Annotated in this window: 14 protein-coding genes; all 14 read left to right on the forward strand. The window is 64.7% G+C overall.

Annotated elements, in window-relative coordinates:
• Nucleotides 1-191: 191 nt before the first annotated feature.
• The 14 genes from glf (at nucleotide 192) to ACQP1G_RS01170 (ending at nucleotide 17373) form a co-directional block, all read left to right on the forward strand.
• Nucleotides 192-1424, forward strand: coding sequence for a UDP-galactopyranose mutase (gene glf / locus ACQP1G_RS01105; RefSeq protein ID WP_433197476.1), 1233 nt, complete (start codon nucleotides 192-194; stop codon nucleotides 1422-1424).
• On the forward strand, nucleotides 1421-3385 hold the full coding sequence (locus ACQP1G_RS01110) for a glycosyltransferase (protein ID WP_433197478.1): 1965 nt from the start codon (nucleotides 1421-1423) through the stop codon (nucleotides 3383-3385). Before glf ends, ACQP1G_RS01110 begins: the two co-directional genes overlap by 4 nt.
• 71 nt (nucleotides 3386-3456) lie before the next feature.
• Nucleotides 3457-4011: a phosphatase PAP2 family protein gene (locus ACQP1G_RS01115; RefSeq protein WP_433209495.1), complete on the forward strand. Its 555-nt coding sequence runs from the start codon at nucleotides 3457-3459 to the stop codon at nucleotides 4009-4011.
• Between the two features lies 1 nt (nucleotide 4012).
• Nucleotides 4013-4945, forward strand: a complete 933-nt coding sequence (locus ACQP1G_RS01120) for a decaprenyl-phosphate phosphoribosyltransferase (protein ID WP_433197480.1) — start codon at nucleotides 4013-4015, stop codon at nucleotides 4943-4945.
• A gap of 7 nt (nucleotides 4946-4952) precedes the next feature.
• Complete coding sequence (zomB, locus tag ACQP1G_RS01125) at nucleotides 4953-6911, forward strand: flagellar motor control protein ZomB (RefSeq protein ID WP_433209498.1); 1959 nt, start codon at nucleotides 4953-4955, stop codon at nucleotides 6909-6911.
• Between the two features lie 374 nt (nucleotides 6912-7285).
• Nucleotides 7286-8293 carry an alpha/beta hydrolase gene (locus ACQP1G_RS01130; protein ID WP_433197482.1) on the forward strand — a complete coding sequence of 336 codons (1008 nt, stop codon included), beginning with the start codon at nucleotides 7286-7288 and terminating at the stop codon, nucleotides 8291-8293.
• A 302-nt stretch (nucleotides 8294-8595) separates the two neighbouring features.
• The gene (locus tag ACQP1G_RS01135; protein WP_433197484.1) at nucleotides 8596-9699 is read left to right on the forward strand and encodes an alpha/beta hydrolase; all 1104 of its coding nucleotides are present in this window, start codon (nucleotides 8596-8598) and stop codon (nucleotides 9697-9699) included.
• A gap of 867 nt (nucleotides 9700-10566) precedes the next feature.
• Nucleotides 10567-10845: an alpha/beta hydrolase-fold protein gene (locus ACQP1G_RS01140; RefSeq protein ID WP_433197486.1), complete on the forward strand. Its 279-nt coding sequence runs from the start codon at nucleotides 10567-10569 to the stop codon at nucleotides 10843-10845.
• Entirely contained in the window at nucleotides 10823-11062 is a 240-nt protein-coding gene (locus tag ACQP1G_RS01145) for a hypothetical protein (protein ID WP_433197488.1), read from the forward strand. Before ACQP1G_RS01140 ends, ACQP1G_RS01145 begins: the two co-directional genes overlap by 23 nt.
• A 333-nt stretch (nucleotides 11063-11395) precedes the next feature.
• Nucleotides 11396-12433 carry an alpha/beta hydrolase gene (locus tag ACQP1G_RS01150; RefSeq protein WP_433197490.1) on the forward strand — a complete coding sequence of 346 codons (1038 nt, stop codon included), beginning with the start codon at nucleotides 11396-11398 and terminating at the stop codon, nucleotides 12431-12433.
• Nucleotides 12434-12603: 170 nt separating this feature from the next.
• Nucleotides 12604-14481 carry an alpha/beta hydrolase-fold protein gene (locus ACQP1G_RS01155; RefSeq protein ID WP_433197492.1) on the forward strand — a complete coding sequence of 626 codons (1878 nt, stop codon included), beginning with the start codon at nucleotides 12604-12606 and terminating at the stop codon, nucleotides 14479-14481.
• Nucleotides 14482-14617: 136 nt separating this feature from the next.
• A complete protein-coding gene (locus ACQP1G_RS01160; protein WP_433197494.1) occupies nucleotides 14618-15148 on the forward strand; it encodes a DUF732 domain-containing protein in 531 nt (176 codons plus the stop codon).
• Between the two features lie 17 nt (nucleotides 15149-15165).
• Nucleotides 15166-16137, forward strand: a complete 972-nt coding sequence (locus ACQP1G_RS01165; RefSeq protein ID WP_433209501.1) for a cutinase family protein — start codon at nucleotides 15166-15168, stop codon at nucleotides 16135-16137.
• A 192-nt stretch (nucleotides 16138-16329) separates the two neighbouring features.
• Nucleotides 16330-17373: an LLM class F420-dependent oxidoreductase gene (locus tag ACQP1G_RS01170; protein WP_433197496.1), complete on the forward strand. Its 1044-nt coding sequence runs from the start codon at nucleotides 16330-16332 to the stop codon at nucleotides 17371-17373.
• Nucleotides 17374-17380 lie beyond the last annotated feature (7 nt).

Here is a 17380-nt window from a genome sequence, read left to right on the forward strand (position 1 = left end):
TTCGACGAACCAACGCGAGGCCACGAACTGGACGTGCGATCAGTTCGCGTGCATATGTAATAGTCGCTGTGTTGCCGCCGCATATCCGTTTCGGCAAACTTCAGGAGAAATTCGGGTGGCATCCGCTCGACTGCGGCCTACCTCGTGACTCCACCCGGACCTCGCGCGGACTTCCGATACGCTGGGCTCCCGTGACCGTCGCATCGTCCCCGGGTAACTCCGCAAACTCCGCCTCACAGTTCGATCTGATCGTCGTCGGCTCCGGATTCTTCGGGCTGACCGTCGCCGAACGCACCGCCAATCTGCTCGGCAAACGGGTGCTGGTAATCGATCGTCGCTACCACCTCGGCGGCAATGCCTATTCGGAGCCGGAGCCGCAGACCGGGATCGAGGTGCACAAGTACGGGGCGCACCTGTTCCACACCTCGAACAAGCGGGTCTGGGACTACGTGACCCAGTTCACCGAATTCACCGGCTATCAGCATCGGGTCTTCGCGATGCACAAGGGGCAGGCCTACCAGTTCCCGATGGGCCTCGGTTTGATCTCCCAGTTCTTCGGCCGCTACTTCACCCCCGAGGAGGCGCGCAAGCTGATCGCCGAACAGGCATCGGAGGTCGAGACCAAGGACGCGCAGAACCTCGAGGAGAAGGCGATCTCGCTGATCGGCCGTCCGCTGTACGAGGCGTTCGTCCGCGATTACACCGCCAAGCAGTGGCAGACCGATCCGAAGGAACTGCCCGCGGGCAATATCACCCGACTGCCGGTGCGCTACACCTTCGACAACCGCTACTTCAACGACACCTACGAGGGTCTGCCCACAGCGGGCTACACGAAGTGGCTGGAGAATATGGCCGCCTCGGAGCTGATCGAGGTCCGACTGGACACCGACTGGTTCGACGTGCGCGAGCAGATCCGCGCCGAGAACCCGGACGCACCCGTCGTCTACACCGGCCCGGTGGATCGCTACTTCGACTACAGCGAGGGCGAACTCGGCTGGCGCACCATCGATTTCGAGACCGAAGTGCTCGAGACCGGCGACTACCAGGGCACCTCGGTAATGAACTACAACGACTCCGATGTGCCCTACACCCGCATCATCGAACCGCGGCACTTCCATCCGGAGCGCGACAGCTACCCGAACGACAAGACCGTCATCATGCGCGAGTACTCCCGCTTCGCGCAGACCGGTGACGAGCCCTACTATCCGATCAACACCCCGGAGGACCGCGCGAAACTGCAGGCCTACCGCAGCCTCGCGAAGCAGGAAACCGCCGCGGCGAAGGTGCTTTTCGGTGGTCGCCTCGGTACCTACCAGTACCTCGATATGCATATGGCCATCGGCAGCGCGCTCAGCATGTTCGACAATGTCCTCCGGCCGCACCTGGAGGCGGGCGAGCCTCTTTCGGATGAAAGCAACGAATGACCTCCCAATCGATGTTGGAAGACATGACCACCGAAACCCGCGCGAAGTCGCTGCTGCAGCGCATCATCCTGCCCCGGCCGGGTGAACCGCTGGACGTGCGCACCCTCTACGTCGAGGAGTCGCCGACCAACGCTCGACGCGCGCACGCCACCACCCGCACCTCACTGTCGATCGGCGCGGAGTCGGAGGTGTCGTTCTGCACCTACTTCAACGCACTGCCCGCGAGTTACTGGCGGCGCTGGAGCATCCTGTCCTCGGTGGTGCTTCGGCTCGAGTTGGCCGGACACGGTCGCGTCGACGTCTACCGGTCCAAGGCGGACGGCTCGCGAATCCACGTGCAGGGCAAGGAGTTCGCGGTCGCGCCCGGCACCGAATCGGTGCACCTGGAATTCGAGACCGACCTCGGCCCGTTCGAGGACGGCGGCTGGATCTGGTTCGACATCACCACCGACACCGCCGTCACCTTGCTGGCGGGCGGTTGGTACGCACCGGTCGAGGCGCCCGGTGCCGGCACCATCGCGGTCGGCATGCCGACCTTCAACCGGCCGACCGATCTGGTGAAGACGCTGGCCGCGCTCGGTTCGGATCCACTGGTGCTGGATAAGATCGCCGCGGTCATCGTCGCCGACCAGGGCAACCGCAAGGTGGTCGACGAGCCCGGCTTCACCGAGGCCGCCGCGGTGCTCGGCGACCGGCTCGCCATCCGCAACCAACCCAACCTCGGTGGCTCGGGTGGCTACAGCCGGGTCATGTACGAGGCGCTGAAGACCACCGACGCCGAGTACATCGTCTACATGGACGACGATATCGAGATCGAACCCGATTCGATCCTGCGTGCACTGGCCTTCGCCCGCTTCGCCAAGTCGCCAATGCTGGTCGGCGGCCAGATGCTCAACCTGCAGGAACGCTCACACCTGCACAGCATGGGTGAAGTCGTGGATCGCGGCATCTTCATGTGGACCTCCGCGCCGAATGTCGAATACGACCACGACTTCTCGAAGTACCCGCTCAAGGACCGCGACAACTCCAAGCTGCTGCATCGGCGCATCGACGTCGATTTCAACGGCTGGTGGACCTGCGTGATCCCTCGTCGGGTCGCCGAGGAGATCGGTCAGCCGCTGCCGCTGTTCCTGAAGTGGGACGACGTCGAATACGGTTTGCGCGCACGCGATCACGGCTACTCGACCGTCACGCTGCCCGGCGCCGCGGTCTGGCATATGGCGTGGAGCGATAAGGACGACGCGATCGACTGGCAGGCGTACTTCCACCTGCGCAACCGCCTCGTTGTCGCATCGCTGCATATGCCGGGCAACGGGCGCGGCATGGTCGTCAACACGGTCAAGGCAACCCTGAAACACCTACTCTGCCTGGAGTATTCAACGGTCGCCATCCAGAATCTGGCGATCAAGGACTTCCTCGCCGGCCCGGAGCGGCTGTTCCAGCTGTTGCCCAGCGCGCTCGGCGTCGTGCACGAAATGCGTAAGCAGTACCCGGATGCGGTCATCCTGCCGTCCTCGACCGAACTGCCGCTGGCCAGCCATATCGGTGTCGGCGCGGTCGGTGAACCCGCGAATCCGATCGCCAAGGTCGTCCGCCTGGCCAAGGGCGTCGTACACAACTTCCGCCCGGCGCATGCCGAACACCACGAGCATCCGCAGCTAAATGTGCCGACGCTGGACGCCCGTTGGTTCCTGCTCTCGCAGGTCGATGGCGTCACCGTCACCACAGCGGACGGTCGCGGCGTCGTCTACCGCAAGCGCGATCCGCGCCAGGCGCTCGGGCTGTTCAAGGAGGCCATGCGGCTGCGCAAGGAACTGGCCGCCCGTTTCCCGGAAATGCAGCAGCGTTACCGCGCCGCCCACCCGACGCTGACGAGCACGGCGGCGTGGGAGCACGTTTTCGGGGTTGGAGCGGAGCCCGCGGAGCGACCCAGCGGTTTCGATACGAAGGATGAGCAGTGAGTTTGGAAGCACCAGCCGCGGACGACAACACCGCGGTGCACACGCCAAGTGCGAATGGCCACGGCGGTCCGGTGTCCGCGGTCCCGTCGGGGCAGCAGCCCCCCGAGGTCAAGATCATCAACGCGGTCCAGGCCGCCATCGGCGGCAAGCCTGAGGTGATCAAGGCGGCCCGTGGCATGTCGCACTTCGGTGAGCATGCGCTCGGCTGGGTCGGCATCGCCGCGGCGGGCTGGCTCGTCGACAAGCCGCGGCGTCGGCAGTGGGCCGGGGTCGCGGTCGGCGCGGTCGGCGCGCACGCCGCATCGATCGTGATCAAGCGCATTGTCCGGCGGCCCCGCCCGAACGATCCATCGGTGCAGGTCAACGTCTCGACGCCGAGCAAACTGAGCTTCCCGTCCTCACATGCCACCTCCACCACGGCGGCGGCGGTGTTGCTCGGAAGACTGACCGGGCTACCCTTGCCTGCGGTGCTCGTCCCACCGATGTTGCTCTCCCGGGTTGTGCTCGGGGTGCACTATCCCTCCGACGTGCTCGCCGGTTCCGCGCTCGGCGCCGCGTCCGCCGCTGTTGTGCTTGCCGCCGAAAAGAGACTCGATAGTGACCGCACAAGAAAAGACCTTGGTTGACATGAGTGAAGAGCCGACCAGCACCGACCTAGCCGAAGCTGTCGTCAAGGGCCCACCCAAGACACTGGCCGGTGGGCTGTTCAAGGCGGTCCGGCCGCGCCAGTGGGTCAAGAACGTGCTGGTGCTCGCCGCGCCGCTGGCCGCGGGTCCGGATACCGCGAGCGAGCTGAGCGTGCTCGGCCATGTCGGCATCGCCTTCGTGGTCTTCTGCATGGCGGCCTCGGGTATCTACCTGGTCAACGACGCGCTCGATGTGGAGGCCGACCGGGCGCATCCGACCAAGCGGTTCCGCCCGATCGCCGCGGGCATCGTCCCGGTGAATCTGGCCTACACGCTGTCGGTGGTGTTGCTGCTGGCATCGATCGCCGGATCGTTCCTCGCCTCGTGGCATCTGGCCGTGGTGATGACCGTCTACATCGGCATCCAGCTGGCTTACTGCTTCGGCCTCAAGCACCAGGCAGTGCTGGACATCTGCATCGTGTCCTCGGGCTTCCTGCTGCGCGCCGTCGCCGGTGGCGCTGCCGCGAATATCGACCTGTCGCAATGGTTCCTGCTGATCATGGCGTTCGGCTCGCTGTTCATGGCCGCGGGCAAGCGCTACGCGGAACTGCAGATCGCGTTGAACACCGGCGCCAAGATCCGCAAGTCGCTCGAGTACTACACACCGACCTACCTGCGCTTCATCTGGACCCTCGCCGCGACGGCAGTGGTGGTGTTCTACGGCCTGTGGGCGTTCCAACAGGACAATCTGAAACACACCAATTGGTTTGCCATTTCGATGATTCCGTTTACGATCGCAATCCTGCGTTACGCGGTCGACGTCGATGGTGGCGAGGCCGGTGAACCCGAAGAGATCGCACTGGGGGATCGCATCCTCCAGTTCCTCGCAATCGCCTGGATCGGAGCGGTAGGTGTCGCTGTCTATCTCACCTGACGAACTGTTGGTAGAGGGAGTGGAGCGAACAGAACTAGCAACGGAGGAGCCGACCGAGAGGTCGGCTCGTTCCGGCTTGCGGTCCGTGCGGCTATCCCGAGCCACCTTCGTCGGTGGGATCGCGCTCACCGTCGTGCTCTTCACGGTCGGCGCCTGGCAGCGGCGTTGGATCGCCGACGACGGCCTCATCGTGCTGCGCACGGTGCGGAATCTGTTGGCGGGCAATGGGCCGGTCTTCAATGAGGGCGAGCGCGTCGAAACCAACACCAGTACCGCATGGACCTATCTGGTGTGGTTCTTCAGCTGGCTCACCAGGGCTCGGCTCGAGTACGTCGTACTCGGCGTCGCGCTGACCGTCTCGATGCTGGCGATCGTGTTCGCCATGCTCGGTGCCGCCCGACTGTGGGGCGGCACCAAGACCGCACTCCTGCTGCCAGCGGGCGTGCTCGTCTACATCGCGGTGCCACCGGCGCGCGATTACGCCACTTCCGGACTGGAGAGTGGTCTGGTCATCTGCTGGCTCGGCCTGCTGTGGTGGCAGCTGATCCGCTGGACCCAGATCGAGCGGGTGAAACTGCCCGCGCTGTTCGGTCTGGTGTTTCTGGCCGGACTCGCTCCGCTGATCCGTCCGGAGATGACCCTGGTCGGCGGGCTGGCGTTGATGATGATCTTCCTGGCCCCGATGCCGAAGTCCCGGGTGCACCCGATCGTGTTGCGCGGCTCGATCGTTGCTGCCGCCGGACTGGTGCCGATGTGCTACCAGGTCTGGCGGATGGGCTACTACGGCCTGCCCTACCCGAATACCGCGGTCGCCAAGGACGCGGGCGGCGCCAAGTGGGGTCAGGGCTTCAAATACCTCTGGGATCTCGTCGGGCCGTACTACCTGTGGGTGCCGCTGCTCGTGCTGCTGGTCGCCGGTGTGGTCGCGGCCCGTTCGACCCGCACCGAAACCGCGGACGAGCCCGCTTCGGACGAGCAGCGCCGCTGGACGGTGCGCCGCGTGCGCGAATGGCTGCGCACGCCGAGCGCGGTCGTCACCCTCATGCTCGGCAGCGGATTCGTGCTCACCGTCTACGCTCTGCGCGTCGGCGGCGACTTCATGCACGGCCGAATGCTGTTGCCGCAGCTGTTCTGCCTGCTGCTGCCGGTCGCCGTGGTGCCGGTCCGGTTGCCGCTCGCCTCCTTCGACCGCCAAGGCGGTCTGCGCGCGGCGACGGCCCGGGACTGGTCCTTCGCGGTGATTCTGTTCGCAATGCTCGGCACTGCTGGCTGGGCGCTGTTCGCGGCCAACACCACGGCAATCAAGACCGGTACCAAGATCAGCGCGTCCGGCATCGTCGACGAACGCGTCTACTACGTCCTCAATACCGGCCACGACCACCCGATCCTGGCCGAGGACTACCTGGACTATCCGCGCATCCGGGCCATGGTGAACAACATCGCCGAGACCCCCGACGGCGGCCTGCTGATCAACTCGCCGTCGTTCATGTTCTGGTACATCGCGCCCCCGCCGCAGCCGATTCCCGATGGCGGCGCCGGACATACCGTCTACTTCCTGAACCTCGGCATGACCAGCATGAACGTCCCGCTGGACGTGCGCGTCATCGATCAGATGGGCCTGGCCTATCCGCTGGCTGCGCATACCGACCGGCTCACCGACGGCCGGATCGGGCACGACAAGAGCCTGTATCCGGATTGGGTCGTGGTGGATACCGGCATGGTCGATCGGCATCCGTGGATGCCCTGGTACATGGACGAGAAGTGGGTCACCCAGGCCCGTACCGCGATGACGTGCCCGGATACCGTGGCGCTGATGATCTCCTACCGGGATCCGCTCACCTTCGAACGTTTCGAGCACAACCTGCGCAATGCGTTGCGGTTCGCGAAGTACCGGATCGATCGTGTGCCGAAGTACGAGATCGAGCGGTGTGGACTTGTCGACCCGTATCCGCAGCCGCAACGCTAGCGACTTGCAGGTCGCTCGAAGGGGCAGCCAGCACGTATCCGGGGTTCGCGGGCTAGCATCTCCAGTCACACTGGGCTCATGGACCTCCTCGAGCCCAGTTGTCCCATTGACCTGCGACAATAAACGTGTCGCATATCGCTTTATCTCTTTTTGATAACGCCAGCACATCGATGAAGCGATAGGGTACGTGAGTACGCCCGCTGGGGTGTCCGATTCGACATGGGCGCACCTGAGCGGTCAACGTAGAGAAGCGGTCGAGACACGGCCGCATAACGAAAGGCCGAAACTAGATGCGAGGCGTGATCGGGCGAAAGACGCAGAATGGACGTCTGAGAACCCGCGGAGCCGGTTCGTGGTTCAAGCGGTCGGTGCTGATGTCGCTGGCTATCTTGCTGCCGCTCGGGGTGTCAGTAGCAGGTCCGGCGGGTTCCGCGTCGGCGGCGTTCAACCCGGACGCTTTCGATTTCTGGGTGGACTCCAGCATGGGGCCGATCAAGTCGCGGATCTTCCGCGCGGCGGATGGCAACACCGGGCGCGTGGTGTACGCGCTGGACGGCATGCGGGCCCGCGGTGACCTGAACGGCTGGGAGGCCGAGACCGAGGTTGCCCGTGAGCTCACCAAGTGGAATATCAACGTCGTTATGCCGGTCGGCGGACCCTCGAGCTTCTACGCCGACTGGAACGGGCCCGGTAACTTCCTCGGCCTGAGCACCGGTTCGTCGGGTTCGGCCAACGGCTCCTCGTCCGGTTCCGCGATGACGGGCTCCTCGGGGTGGAACGAGACCCTCGGCAAGTCGAACACCTACAAGTGGGAGACCTTCCTCACCAGCGACCTGCGCAACGCGCTGCGTGACCGTCTCGGCTTCAGCCCGAACCGCAATGGTGTGTTCGGTCTGTCCATGGGCGGCAGCGCCGCGCTGACGCTGGCGGCCTACCATCCGGACCAGTTCGTCTATGCCGGTTCGTATTCCGGCTACCTGAACATCTCCGCGCCGGGTATGCGCGAGGCGCTGCGCCTCGCCATGATCAGTGCGGGCGGCTACAACATCGATGCGATGGCGCCGCCGTGGGGCCCGCAGTGGCTGCGCATGGACCCGTTCGTCTTCGCGCCGCGACTGATCCAGAACAACACCAAGCTCTGGGTCGCCGCCGGTAGTGCGCTGCCCGGTCCGGGCGACGTGAACTCGCCGATCGACGTCATCCAGGGCACGCCGCTCGAGGCGCTCGCACTGGTCAACACCCGGGCCTTCCAGGTCAGGATGGCGACGCTGGGTGCCCAGAATGTCACCTACAGCTTCCCGTCGGTCGGCATCCACAACTGGCACAACTGGGAGTCCGAGGTCTACCGCATGATTCCGGACCTCTCCGCGAATATCGGTTGATCTAGCTCGACCTGCTCGAAACCGCCCGGTGTGTTCGCACACCGGGCGGTTTTTCGTTTGCTCGATATCAGTCCGTAACCCTGGTTGACAACGAATCAGCTGCGGGATGCCTTTGGTGGTTGTACGGTCGTCCACTCTCCAGCAACATAGAGGCATTCGTTTGACGATTGATATACGGAGAGCATGCATACAGGTGGAATATCCATTTTGAGTAGGATCATCCGCTTTTATGCCCGATGAGGAGACCAGTCGAGATTGCACAAAATTTGCTGACTGGCCGTCCGGACGAAAGGTCGAGTCGAATGCGAAGTGTGCGCTGGAAACGTAGGCCGCGAAGCTCAGCCAGTGCCTCCACCCGGGCGGCCAGTGGTTCCTGGGCGCAGAAATGGGTGCTCGGCGTGGCGACGGCCATGCTCTTACCGCTCGGGATCTCCATCGCGGGCAGCGGTGCCACCGCATCGGCGGGCTTCAATCCCGCGGCCTTCGACTTCTGGGTCGATTCCCCGGTGATGGGCCCGATCAAGTCCCGCGTGTTGCGCGCGGCGGACGGCAATTTGAACCGCGTGGTCTATGTGCTCGACGGCCAGCGGGCACCGGAGAACCTCAATGGCTGGGAGATCGAGACCAACGTCCCCGAGATCCTCGCGAGCTGGAATATCAATGTGGTGCTGCCGGTCGGCGGCATGTCGAGTTTCTACGCCGACTGGAACGCGCCGAGTAACTTCTTCGGCATCACACCGGGTTCGGCAGGTTCGTCCACCGGATCCGGTGCGACGGAGGCCTTCATGGCAGGGCCGGGCAAGAGCTATCGCTACGACTGGGAAACGTTCCTGACCCAGCAACTGCGATCGGCACTGCGGGATCGTTTGGGCTTCAGGTCGACTCGCAATGGTGTGTTCGGTCTGTCGATGGGTGGCAGTGCCGCGCTGACGCTGGCGGCCTATCACCCGGATCAGTTCAGCTTTGCCGGTTCGTTCTCGGGCTACCTCAACATTTCGGCGCCGGGCATGCGGGAGGCAATTCGGACGGCGATGCTCGACGCGGGTGGCTATAACGTGGACTCGATGGCGCCGCCATGGGGTCCACAGTGGCTGCGGATGGATCCGTTCGTCTTCGCGCCGCGCTTGATCGGGAACGGCACCCGGGTCTGGGTCGCCGCCGGTAGTGGGCTGCCGATGGCCGAGGATCTGAATATCCCATTCCCGGTTGCCGCGGATCGTCTCATCAAGGGCTCGCCGCTGGAGGCGCTCGCCTTGGCGAATACGAGGGCATTCCAGGTCCGCATGATGTCGCTGGGGGCGCAGAACGTGGTGTATTCGTTCCCGCCCGCCGGTTTACATGCGTGGACCAATTGGCAGGATGAGGCCTATCGGATGATTCCGGACCTGTCCGCCAACATCGGCTGAGTTGCGTTGTGAGGAACAAGCCGCCTGGTGCGTATGCGCTGGGCGGCTTTGTTTGTTTCGTCCGTATCGAGATATTTGCCGACTGTTGGCTGGATGGTCGCTGGCGAAAGAGTTTCGGTGCCGGATATGCGGAGGACGTCCGTAGGGTGAGCCCGCGCGGGTAATTCTGCGAATTTCATCACGATCCGTCATCGCGGCCGCTTGTGTCCCGGTGCGTCTCGAATATCTGCCTATAGAGGAGCGATAACGCCGAGATCTTCGGTGCGAGGGACGTATCGGTGCCGAGTGTCGATCCGCAGGCTCAACAGCGGCGATCAACGGTGATCGCGCGGGCGAACGGTCGAATCGATGCGATCTGGCGGAATATGCGGGTCGGTAACCAGTGTCTGCGGCAGCGTTGGCTAGGCAGTCGGTGGCTGGTGTGGCCCTCGCGTTGACGCTGCCGTTCGCCGTCGCCGTCGCCGCCGCGGGTCTCGGCGCACCGGCCACAGCCGCGTTCAACCCGGCCGGACACGTCTTGTGGGTCGACTCCAGCATGGGCCCGATCAAGACCCGCATCTTCCGCGCGAACGACGGCAACGCCCATCGCGCGTCTACGCCCTCGGCGGCCTACGCGCCCGCAACGACCTCAGCGGCTGGGAGGTCGACACCGAGATCTACCGGGTGCTGTCGCAATGGGATATCAACGTGGTCATGCCGATCGGTGGGAATCGAGCTTCTATTCGGAGGGGATCGCACCGAGCAATACCAACGGTCAGCGGACCGCGTCCGCCTGGGAGACGTTCCTGACCCAGAATTTGCGCTGGGCATTGCGCGACCGGCTCGGCTTCGATCCGTACGGCAACGGCGTCTTCGAACTGTCGATCGGTGGCAGCGCGGGCGCTTACGCTCGCGGCCCATCACCCGGACCAATTCCGCTATGCCGGTTCGTATTCGGGCTATCTGAATATCTCCGCGCCCGGTATGCGCGAGGGGCTGCGGCTGGCGCTGCTCGACGCCGGCGGATTCAACATCGACGCCATGTGGGGTCCGCCGTGGGATTCGCGCTGGCTGCGCAACGACCCGTTCGTGATCGCACCGCTGCTGCGCGCGAACGGAACTCGGCTGTGGATCTCCTCGGGCAGTGGCCACCACGGCCGCGCGTGATGTGATCAACTACCCGATCAACGCCTACGATCTGGGCAATGCGCTGGCGCTGGAGACGATCGCGCTGGCCGATACCCGTGCCTTCCGGGCTCGGCTGGACTCGCTCGGCCCTAGCAACGCGGTCTTCGACTACACGGCGGTCGGCGTGCACAACCGGCCCTACTGGGCCGACCAGGTATTCGAGATGCTGTCGGATCTGAGTGCGAACCTCGGGTGATCGATTCGAGTGCCCCTAGTGGCCCCTAATCTTTGTTCGAAATTCCCGTTCCGACACGACATCTCCGGCCGAACGCGCTAAGGTCACCGCACGATCACAGCTTGTGAACGGGCGGAATTCGGCCACTCGATTACCCCGGTCTTGCTAAGACTTCGCACGTCGAATAACCTCCAGCGAGCGCAAGTGTGTGACCAGATCGTTGTAGCGCCGTTTCTTGTGCCGGAATGTCGGGTACCGGTTCGCATGTGACGCGCGTCTCGTTGGCAGCACGGGTGTTGCCCGGCCCTCGCGGGCTACGGGTGGCACCACGACAGCAGAAAGAGAGCAGGATTCATGCGTTTCGGCAGGGCGGCCGCGCCGAAGAGAACCAAGTCGGGACGGCGAGGCAATCCTCGCGGTTGGCGTAGTCGAATTCTGGGTGTCGGTGCCGCTGCGTTAGCGCTGCCGATCGCCGCAGGCGTGACGGGCCCGACCGTCGCCATGGCCGCACCGGTCCACGGCCCCGCAATGCGGACGCCGTCGGGCGGCTTCGAGGACCTGATGGTCCCGTCGGTGATGGGCCCGATCAAGGTCCAGGTGCAGTGGGCAGCACGCGGCGGCGACGCGGCGGTCTACCTGCTCGACGGTCTGCGCGCGCGCGACGACCGCAATGCCTGGTCGTTCGAGACGAACGCCCTCGATCAGTTCAAGAACGACAACATCTCGCTGATCATGCCGGTCGGCGGGCAGTCGAGCTTCTACGCCGACTGGTACAGCCCGAGCAACACCAACGGACAGAAGACCACATACAAGTGGGAAACCTTCCTGTCCAAGGAACTGCCGGACTTCCTCGCGGGCTACGGTGTGTCCCGGACCAACAACGCGATCGTGGGTCTGTCGATGGGCGGCTCGGCCGCGCTGGCGCTGGCCGCCTACCACCGCGACCAGTTCAAGTACGCCGCCTCCTACTCGGGCTACCTGAACATCTCCGCGCCGGGTATGCGTGAGGCGATCCGCATCGCGATGCTGGACGCGGGCCGCTTCAACGTCGACTCGATGGCCGCGCCGTGGAGCTCGCAGTGGCTGCGGATGGACCCGTTCGTATTCGCCCCGCAGCTGAAGGGTCTGCCGATGTACATCTCGGCGGCCAGCGGTCTGCCGGGTCAGTTCGACCGACCGAATTCCGCTGTCGGCTACTTCAACACCGCCAACGGTATGGCGCTGGAAGCGCTCTCGCTGGTGAACACCCGCGCGTTCCAGGCCCGCCTGGGCTCGCTCGGTATTCCGGCGCAGTTCGACTTCCCGGCCGCGGGTACGCACTCGTGGAAGTACTGGGAAGGTGAGCTGTTCAACTCCCGCAACGGCATCCTCGACGCCACCGGCGGCTGGTGATCTAGCGGTATAGACGCCGAACGGCGCCGTTTGCTTCGACCGGAAGCAGACGGCGCCGTTTGCTGTTTCCGGCTCCCTGTTGCTTTTTCGGGGTCGCTGAATCAGACAGTGCGGTTGGCTGTCCGCGTGTCCTCCCGGGAACTGGGAGGTAGCGAGGGTAGGAAACTCTTGTGGCAGGAGCTGAATGCGGCAGATGGGGGCAACGCGGGCGGCGTAGCGGACGTGTGGCCCGTGGTCGGGTCGCGCTGCTCGCCATTGCCGTTGTGATTCCGCTCGCCTCAGGTCTTTCCCCGATTACCGCACCCGCAAACGCGCAGCCCGCCGTCGCTCCGGCCGCGGGCCCGACGGTGCAGCGGGTGGTATGGCTCACCGATCGGCGGGTCGCGCTGTGGATCAATTCGCCGTCGATGGCCGCGCCCGTCCAGGTGCAGCTGTTGCTGGCGCGGGATTGGAATACCCACCCCGAGGCCAGATTCCCGGCCTTGTTCATGCTGGACGGTCTACGTGCCACCGATGACGAGAACGGCTGGACCCACGAGGCGGGTGCGGTGGATTTCTTCGCCGATAAGAACGTCACGGTGGTGCTGCCGGTCGGCGGTCAGTCCAGCTTCTACTCCGACTGGCTACAGCCGAACAACGGCCACAACTACAAGTGGGAGACCTTCCTGACCAAGGAACTTCCGCCGCTGTTGGAGAGTCAGTGGCGGACCACGGATGTCCGTGGTGTGGAGGGTATTTCGATGGGCGGCACGGCCGCGATGTTCCTGGCCGGGCGCAATCCGAACTTCGTGAAATACGCGGCATCGCACTCGGGTGTGCTGACCACGACGACGCTCGGTATGCCGCAGGCGATCCAGTTCGCCCTGCGCGATGCGGGCGGATTCGACTCGACCGCCATGTGGGGTCCGCCGGGCGGCCCGGAATGGGACGGTCACGACCCCTACGCGCTGGCGGACAAGCTCAAGGGCGTCAGCCTCTACATCTCCAGCGGCAATGGCTCGATCGGTCAGTTCGACCAGGCCAGCGGCATTCCGGGGGTCAGCACCAATTACGCGGGTATGGGGTTGGAGATCTTGTCCCGGCTGACCTCACAGAACTTCGTGGCCAAACTGGGCAAGCTATCCATCCCAGCCCAGGTGAATTACCGTGCGTCCGGCACTCATTCGTGGCCGTACTGGGATTTCGAGATGCGCCAGTCCTGGCCGCAGGCCGCGGCGGCGCTCGGTGTCGATCCGAATAAACAGGCGTGTCGGACAGCTGGCGCGATCGGCGCGCTCGCGGGCGACAGCGGCTGGCTCGGGGAGTGTGTGACCGGGGAGTATCCGGTGGCGGGCGGCATCGCACAGGACTTCAAAGGTGGCCGGGTCTTCTATTCGCAGTCCGACGGCGCACATCCGGTCGCGGGCATGATCGGCGGCGGCTACCAGGCGGCGCTGGGGCCGGGCGGTTCGCTGGGACTGCCGACCGGCGATGAGCGCGGGCTGCCGGACGGCCGCGGACGCATGCAGACCTTCCAGAACGGGATGCTCTACTGGACCCCGCGGACCGGCGCCCAGGTGGTGCACGGCGCGATTCTCGACGACTGGGGTAGGCAGGGCTTCGAGAGCGGTCCGGCCGGATATCCCACGGCGCCGGAGGCCAAGACCCCCAATAGGGACGGTGTGGTCCAGTCCTTCGAGAACGGCCTGTTCTACTACAGCGGCAAGACCGGCGCGCACCAGATGCAGGGGATGATCCTGGGCAAGTATGCCGAATTGGGTTACGAGAACAGCCAACTCGGCTTCCCTACCTCGGATGAGACCCCATCGAAGGATTTCGGCCGTTACAGCAAGTTCGAGGCCGGAAATATCTACTGGAGTCCGCTCTCGGGCGCGTGGCCGGTGCGTTCGGGTCCGATCATGGATATGTGGTCGGTGGTCGGCTATGAGAACGGCAGGCTCGGGTATCCGACCAGTGACGAGTTCGCCATTCCGGGGGGCTATCAGCAGAATTTCCAGACCGGATTCATCACCGTGCGCGATGGCAAACCCGAAGTCCACGGCATTTAGTTCCGACCGGTCTGTTTACTGATCAACTGTGACCGCCGACCCTTACTAGCGACCTGCGAGCAGTCGCCAGTGCTGGCTTTCCTCTAGCCTGGGTGGCGACCCGACCCTTTAGCGAACAGATCGAGGACACGAATTCATGCATCGGACCCGTGGAAAGGTTATCGGCGTAGTCGTGGGGATCGCCGCTACCGGCTTGCTCGCCGCTTGCGGCAATAACGATTCGACGGCGTCGAACACGCCGACGCTGGCACACAGCACGACGGCAGCGCCGTCGACCACCGCATCGGCCAGCACCGGTGCGACCGGACAGCAGTCGCAGGCTCCCGAGCCCGCGCAGACGACCGCCGATACGGCGACGCCCGAGCGCCCGCAGCCGGTCCCGACCAACGCCGTCCCGACCGAGGACACCTCCAAGCTCACCGATAAGGACAAGAAGTTCCTGGACGCGCTGAAGGCCGCTGGCGTCGCCACCTCGTCGCCGGATATCGCGCTGAGCATCGGCACCTACGTCTGCCAGGGCGTCGCGGCGAATGCGTCCGACCAGGACCTGATGACCTTCGTCACCGCGATGGCCGGATCGGACCCGTCCTTCGATCCGGCGAAGATGCCGGTGGAGAAGGCCGGAAGGATCTACATCGATACGGCTAAGGCGACGTACTGCCAGTGAGTGCGCGTCGCGGTTCGATGTCCCGTCGGCCCGGTAAACCGGCGGGATGTCTGATTTTCATCGGGCTCGTCGTGCTCGTCGTCATCATCGCGGTGGTGCTGTGGTTCGTGCTGGCGGGCCGTCTGCGCCCGCCGAAGCCGGGCCCGAAGCCGCCGCCGCTACCGCCGACCTCGCAACCGGCCTGGTGTCCCGATGTGCAGATGATCTCGGTACCTGGCACCTGGGAATCGAATAGCAACGACGATCCGCACAATCCGACGGCGAATCCGATCTCGTTGATGCTCAACGTTTCCGGGCCGGTAGCGCAGCAGTTCCCGGCCGGGCGGCTCGATGTCTACACCGTCCCGTACGTCGCGCAGTTCTCCAATCCGATCGCGATCCCGCCGGACGGCCAGCAGTCCTATAACAACAGCCGCTCCGAGGGTTCCCAGCGCATGGTCGACATGATGGCGAGCAGGTCTCGCGACTGTCCGCTGACCACCTATGTGCTCGCCGGATTCTCCCAGGGCGCGGTGATCGCGGGCGATATCGCCAGTCAGATCGCCGCCGGCAAGGGACCGGTACCCGCGGACAAGGTGCTCGGTGTGACGCTGATCGCCGATGGCCGCCGCACCGGTGACAACGGATCCGGCCAGGCCATCCAGATCGGCACCGCTCCGACGGGAGTCGGCGCGGAAGTCGCGCTCAACGGATTGAAGGTTCCGGGGATCACGATGACCGGTGTGCGCTCGGGTGGGTTCGGTTCGCTCGCCGACCGCACTTACACCATCTGCGCGCCGGGCGACATGATCTGCGATTCACCACGTGATGCGTTGAGCCCCCTGAACATCGTGGGCAGTGTGATGACCCTGATGCGCGCGGTGGGCAACCCGGTGCACAGTCTGTACAACGGCTACGTGGTCGACGGCGATGGCACGACCGCCACGCAGTGGACGGTGAGCTGGGCCGATGGGTTGATCGAAGGGGCCCCGCATCCCGCACATTCGTGAGATGACACAGCAAACGCGCGCTTCGACCTGTGTTCGAGCGCGCGGTGCTGTGACAACCGCACTGGAGTTCCGTCGCACGCTGTAAAGTGCGCCTGATGATCGCGACGCGGGCTGAACCGTGCCCATAAAAGCGTGGGCACGTGTGGCCCGGCGTCGCGCCTACATTTTCCTTACAGCCAGGAGCATGAGTTCATGACAGAAGCCGCCGCACCGGCCACCACGGCGAGCCGTCAAGCGGATGCTGAGTTGACCGCGCTGGGCACTCCTCTGCGATCCTTCCGCTTCGCGGCGGCGGGCGAGGGAAATAAGCAAGAAGGCGGGGCCCGCAAGTTCATCCAGACGGCGCAGCAGGCCGAGGAGTACGGCTTCGACACCTTCGTCGTGCCGGATCACCTGGGTGACCAGATCGGCCCGATCGCCGCGCTCGGCGCGCTGACCCAGGCCACCGAGCGGATCCGGCTGGGCACCTCGGTGCTGGCCAACGGTTTCCGGCACCCTGTGGTGCTGGCCAAGGACCTCGCCACCATCGATGTGCTGTCCAAGGGCCGCCTCGAGGTCGGCATCGGCGCGGGTTGGAAGCAGGACGAATTCGTCGCCGCCGGCCTGCCGTACGAGGCGCCGGGCGTCCGGCTCGCGAAGCTGGACGAAACGCTGAGCATCCTCGATGTGCTGCTGCGTGGCCAGGAATGCACCTTCGAGGGCAAGTACTACCAGGTGCACGGCGTCAAGGGCACGCCACGGCCGCGCCAGGGGCCGCGTCCGCCGATCTGTACCGGCGGTGGCGGACCGAAGATGCTGCGCCTGGCCGCCAAGCACGCCGACATCATCTCGGTCGTTCCGGTCACCACCAAGAACGGCAAGGGTCTGCTCTCCGGCATCACCTTGGAGAAGACCATCGAGAAGGTGAACCTGATCAAGGAAGCGGCGGGTGATCGTTTCGCCGATATCGAGCTGAACTGGGCCATCACCGCGATCGTCATTACCGACGATCGGGAGAAGACCGCCGAGATGGCCCTGTCCGCCATCGACCGCGGCCTGCACCCGGACCTCGAGGTGGACGTCAAGCTGTCGGTCGAGGACATCCTCGCCTCGCCCTATGTGGCGATCGGCACATTCGAGGAGATCGCCGAACAGATCCGTCAGGTGCGGCAACTCACATCGATGTCCTATGTCGGTGTGTTTCCCACCCAGATGGACGCGTTCGCTCCCGTTATTCCGCTGCTGCGGGGGGAGTGACCCGGCC

Source organism: Nocardia sp. CA-107356 (assembly GCF_050946365.1).
Classification (GTDB): domain Bacteria; phylum Actinomycetota; class Actinomycetes; order Mycobacteriales; family Mycobacteriaceae; genus Nocardia.

Bases quoted from the DNA above. Each gene is read 5' to 3' on its own strand.
- ACQP1G_RS01110 (WP_433197478.1), top strand. From the start codon at position 1,421: ATGACCTCCCAATCGATGTTGGAAGACATGACCACCGAAACCCGCGCG.
- ACQP1G_RS01120 (WP_433197480.1), top strand. From the start codon at position 4,013: ATGAGTGAAGAGCCGACCAGCACCGACCTAGCCGAAGCTGTCGTCAAG.
- ACQP1G_RS01130 (WP_433197482.1), top strand. From the start codon at position 7,286: ATGTCGCTGGCTATCTTGCTGCCGCTCGGGGTGTCAGTAGCAGGTCCG.
- ACQP1G_RS01135 (WP_433197484.1), top strand. From the start codon at position 8,596: ATGCGAAGTGTGCGCTGGAAACGTAGGCCGCGAAGCTCAGCCAGTGCC.
- ACQP1G_RS01150 (WP_433197490.1), top strand. From the start codon at position 11,396: ATGCGTTTCGGCAGGGCGGCCGCGCCGAAGAGAACCAAGTCGGGACGG.
- ACQP1G_RS01160 (WP_433197494.1), top strand. From the start codon at position 14,618: ATGCATCGGACCCGTGGAAAGGTTATCGGCGTAGTCGTGGGGATCGCC.
- ACQP1G_RS01165 (WP_433209501.1), top strand. From the start codon at position 15,166: ATGTCCCGTCGGCCCGGTAAACCGGCGGGATGTCTGATTTTCATCGGG.
- ACQP1G_RS01170 (WP_433197496.1), top strand. From the start codon at position 16,330: ATGACAGAAGCCGCCGCACCGGCCACCACGGCGAGCCGTCAAGCGGAT.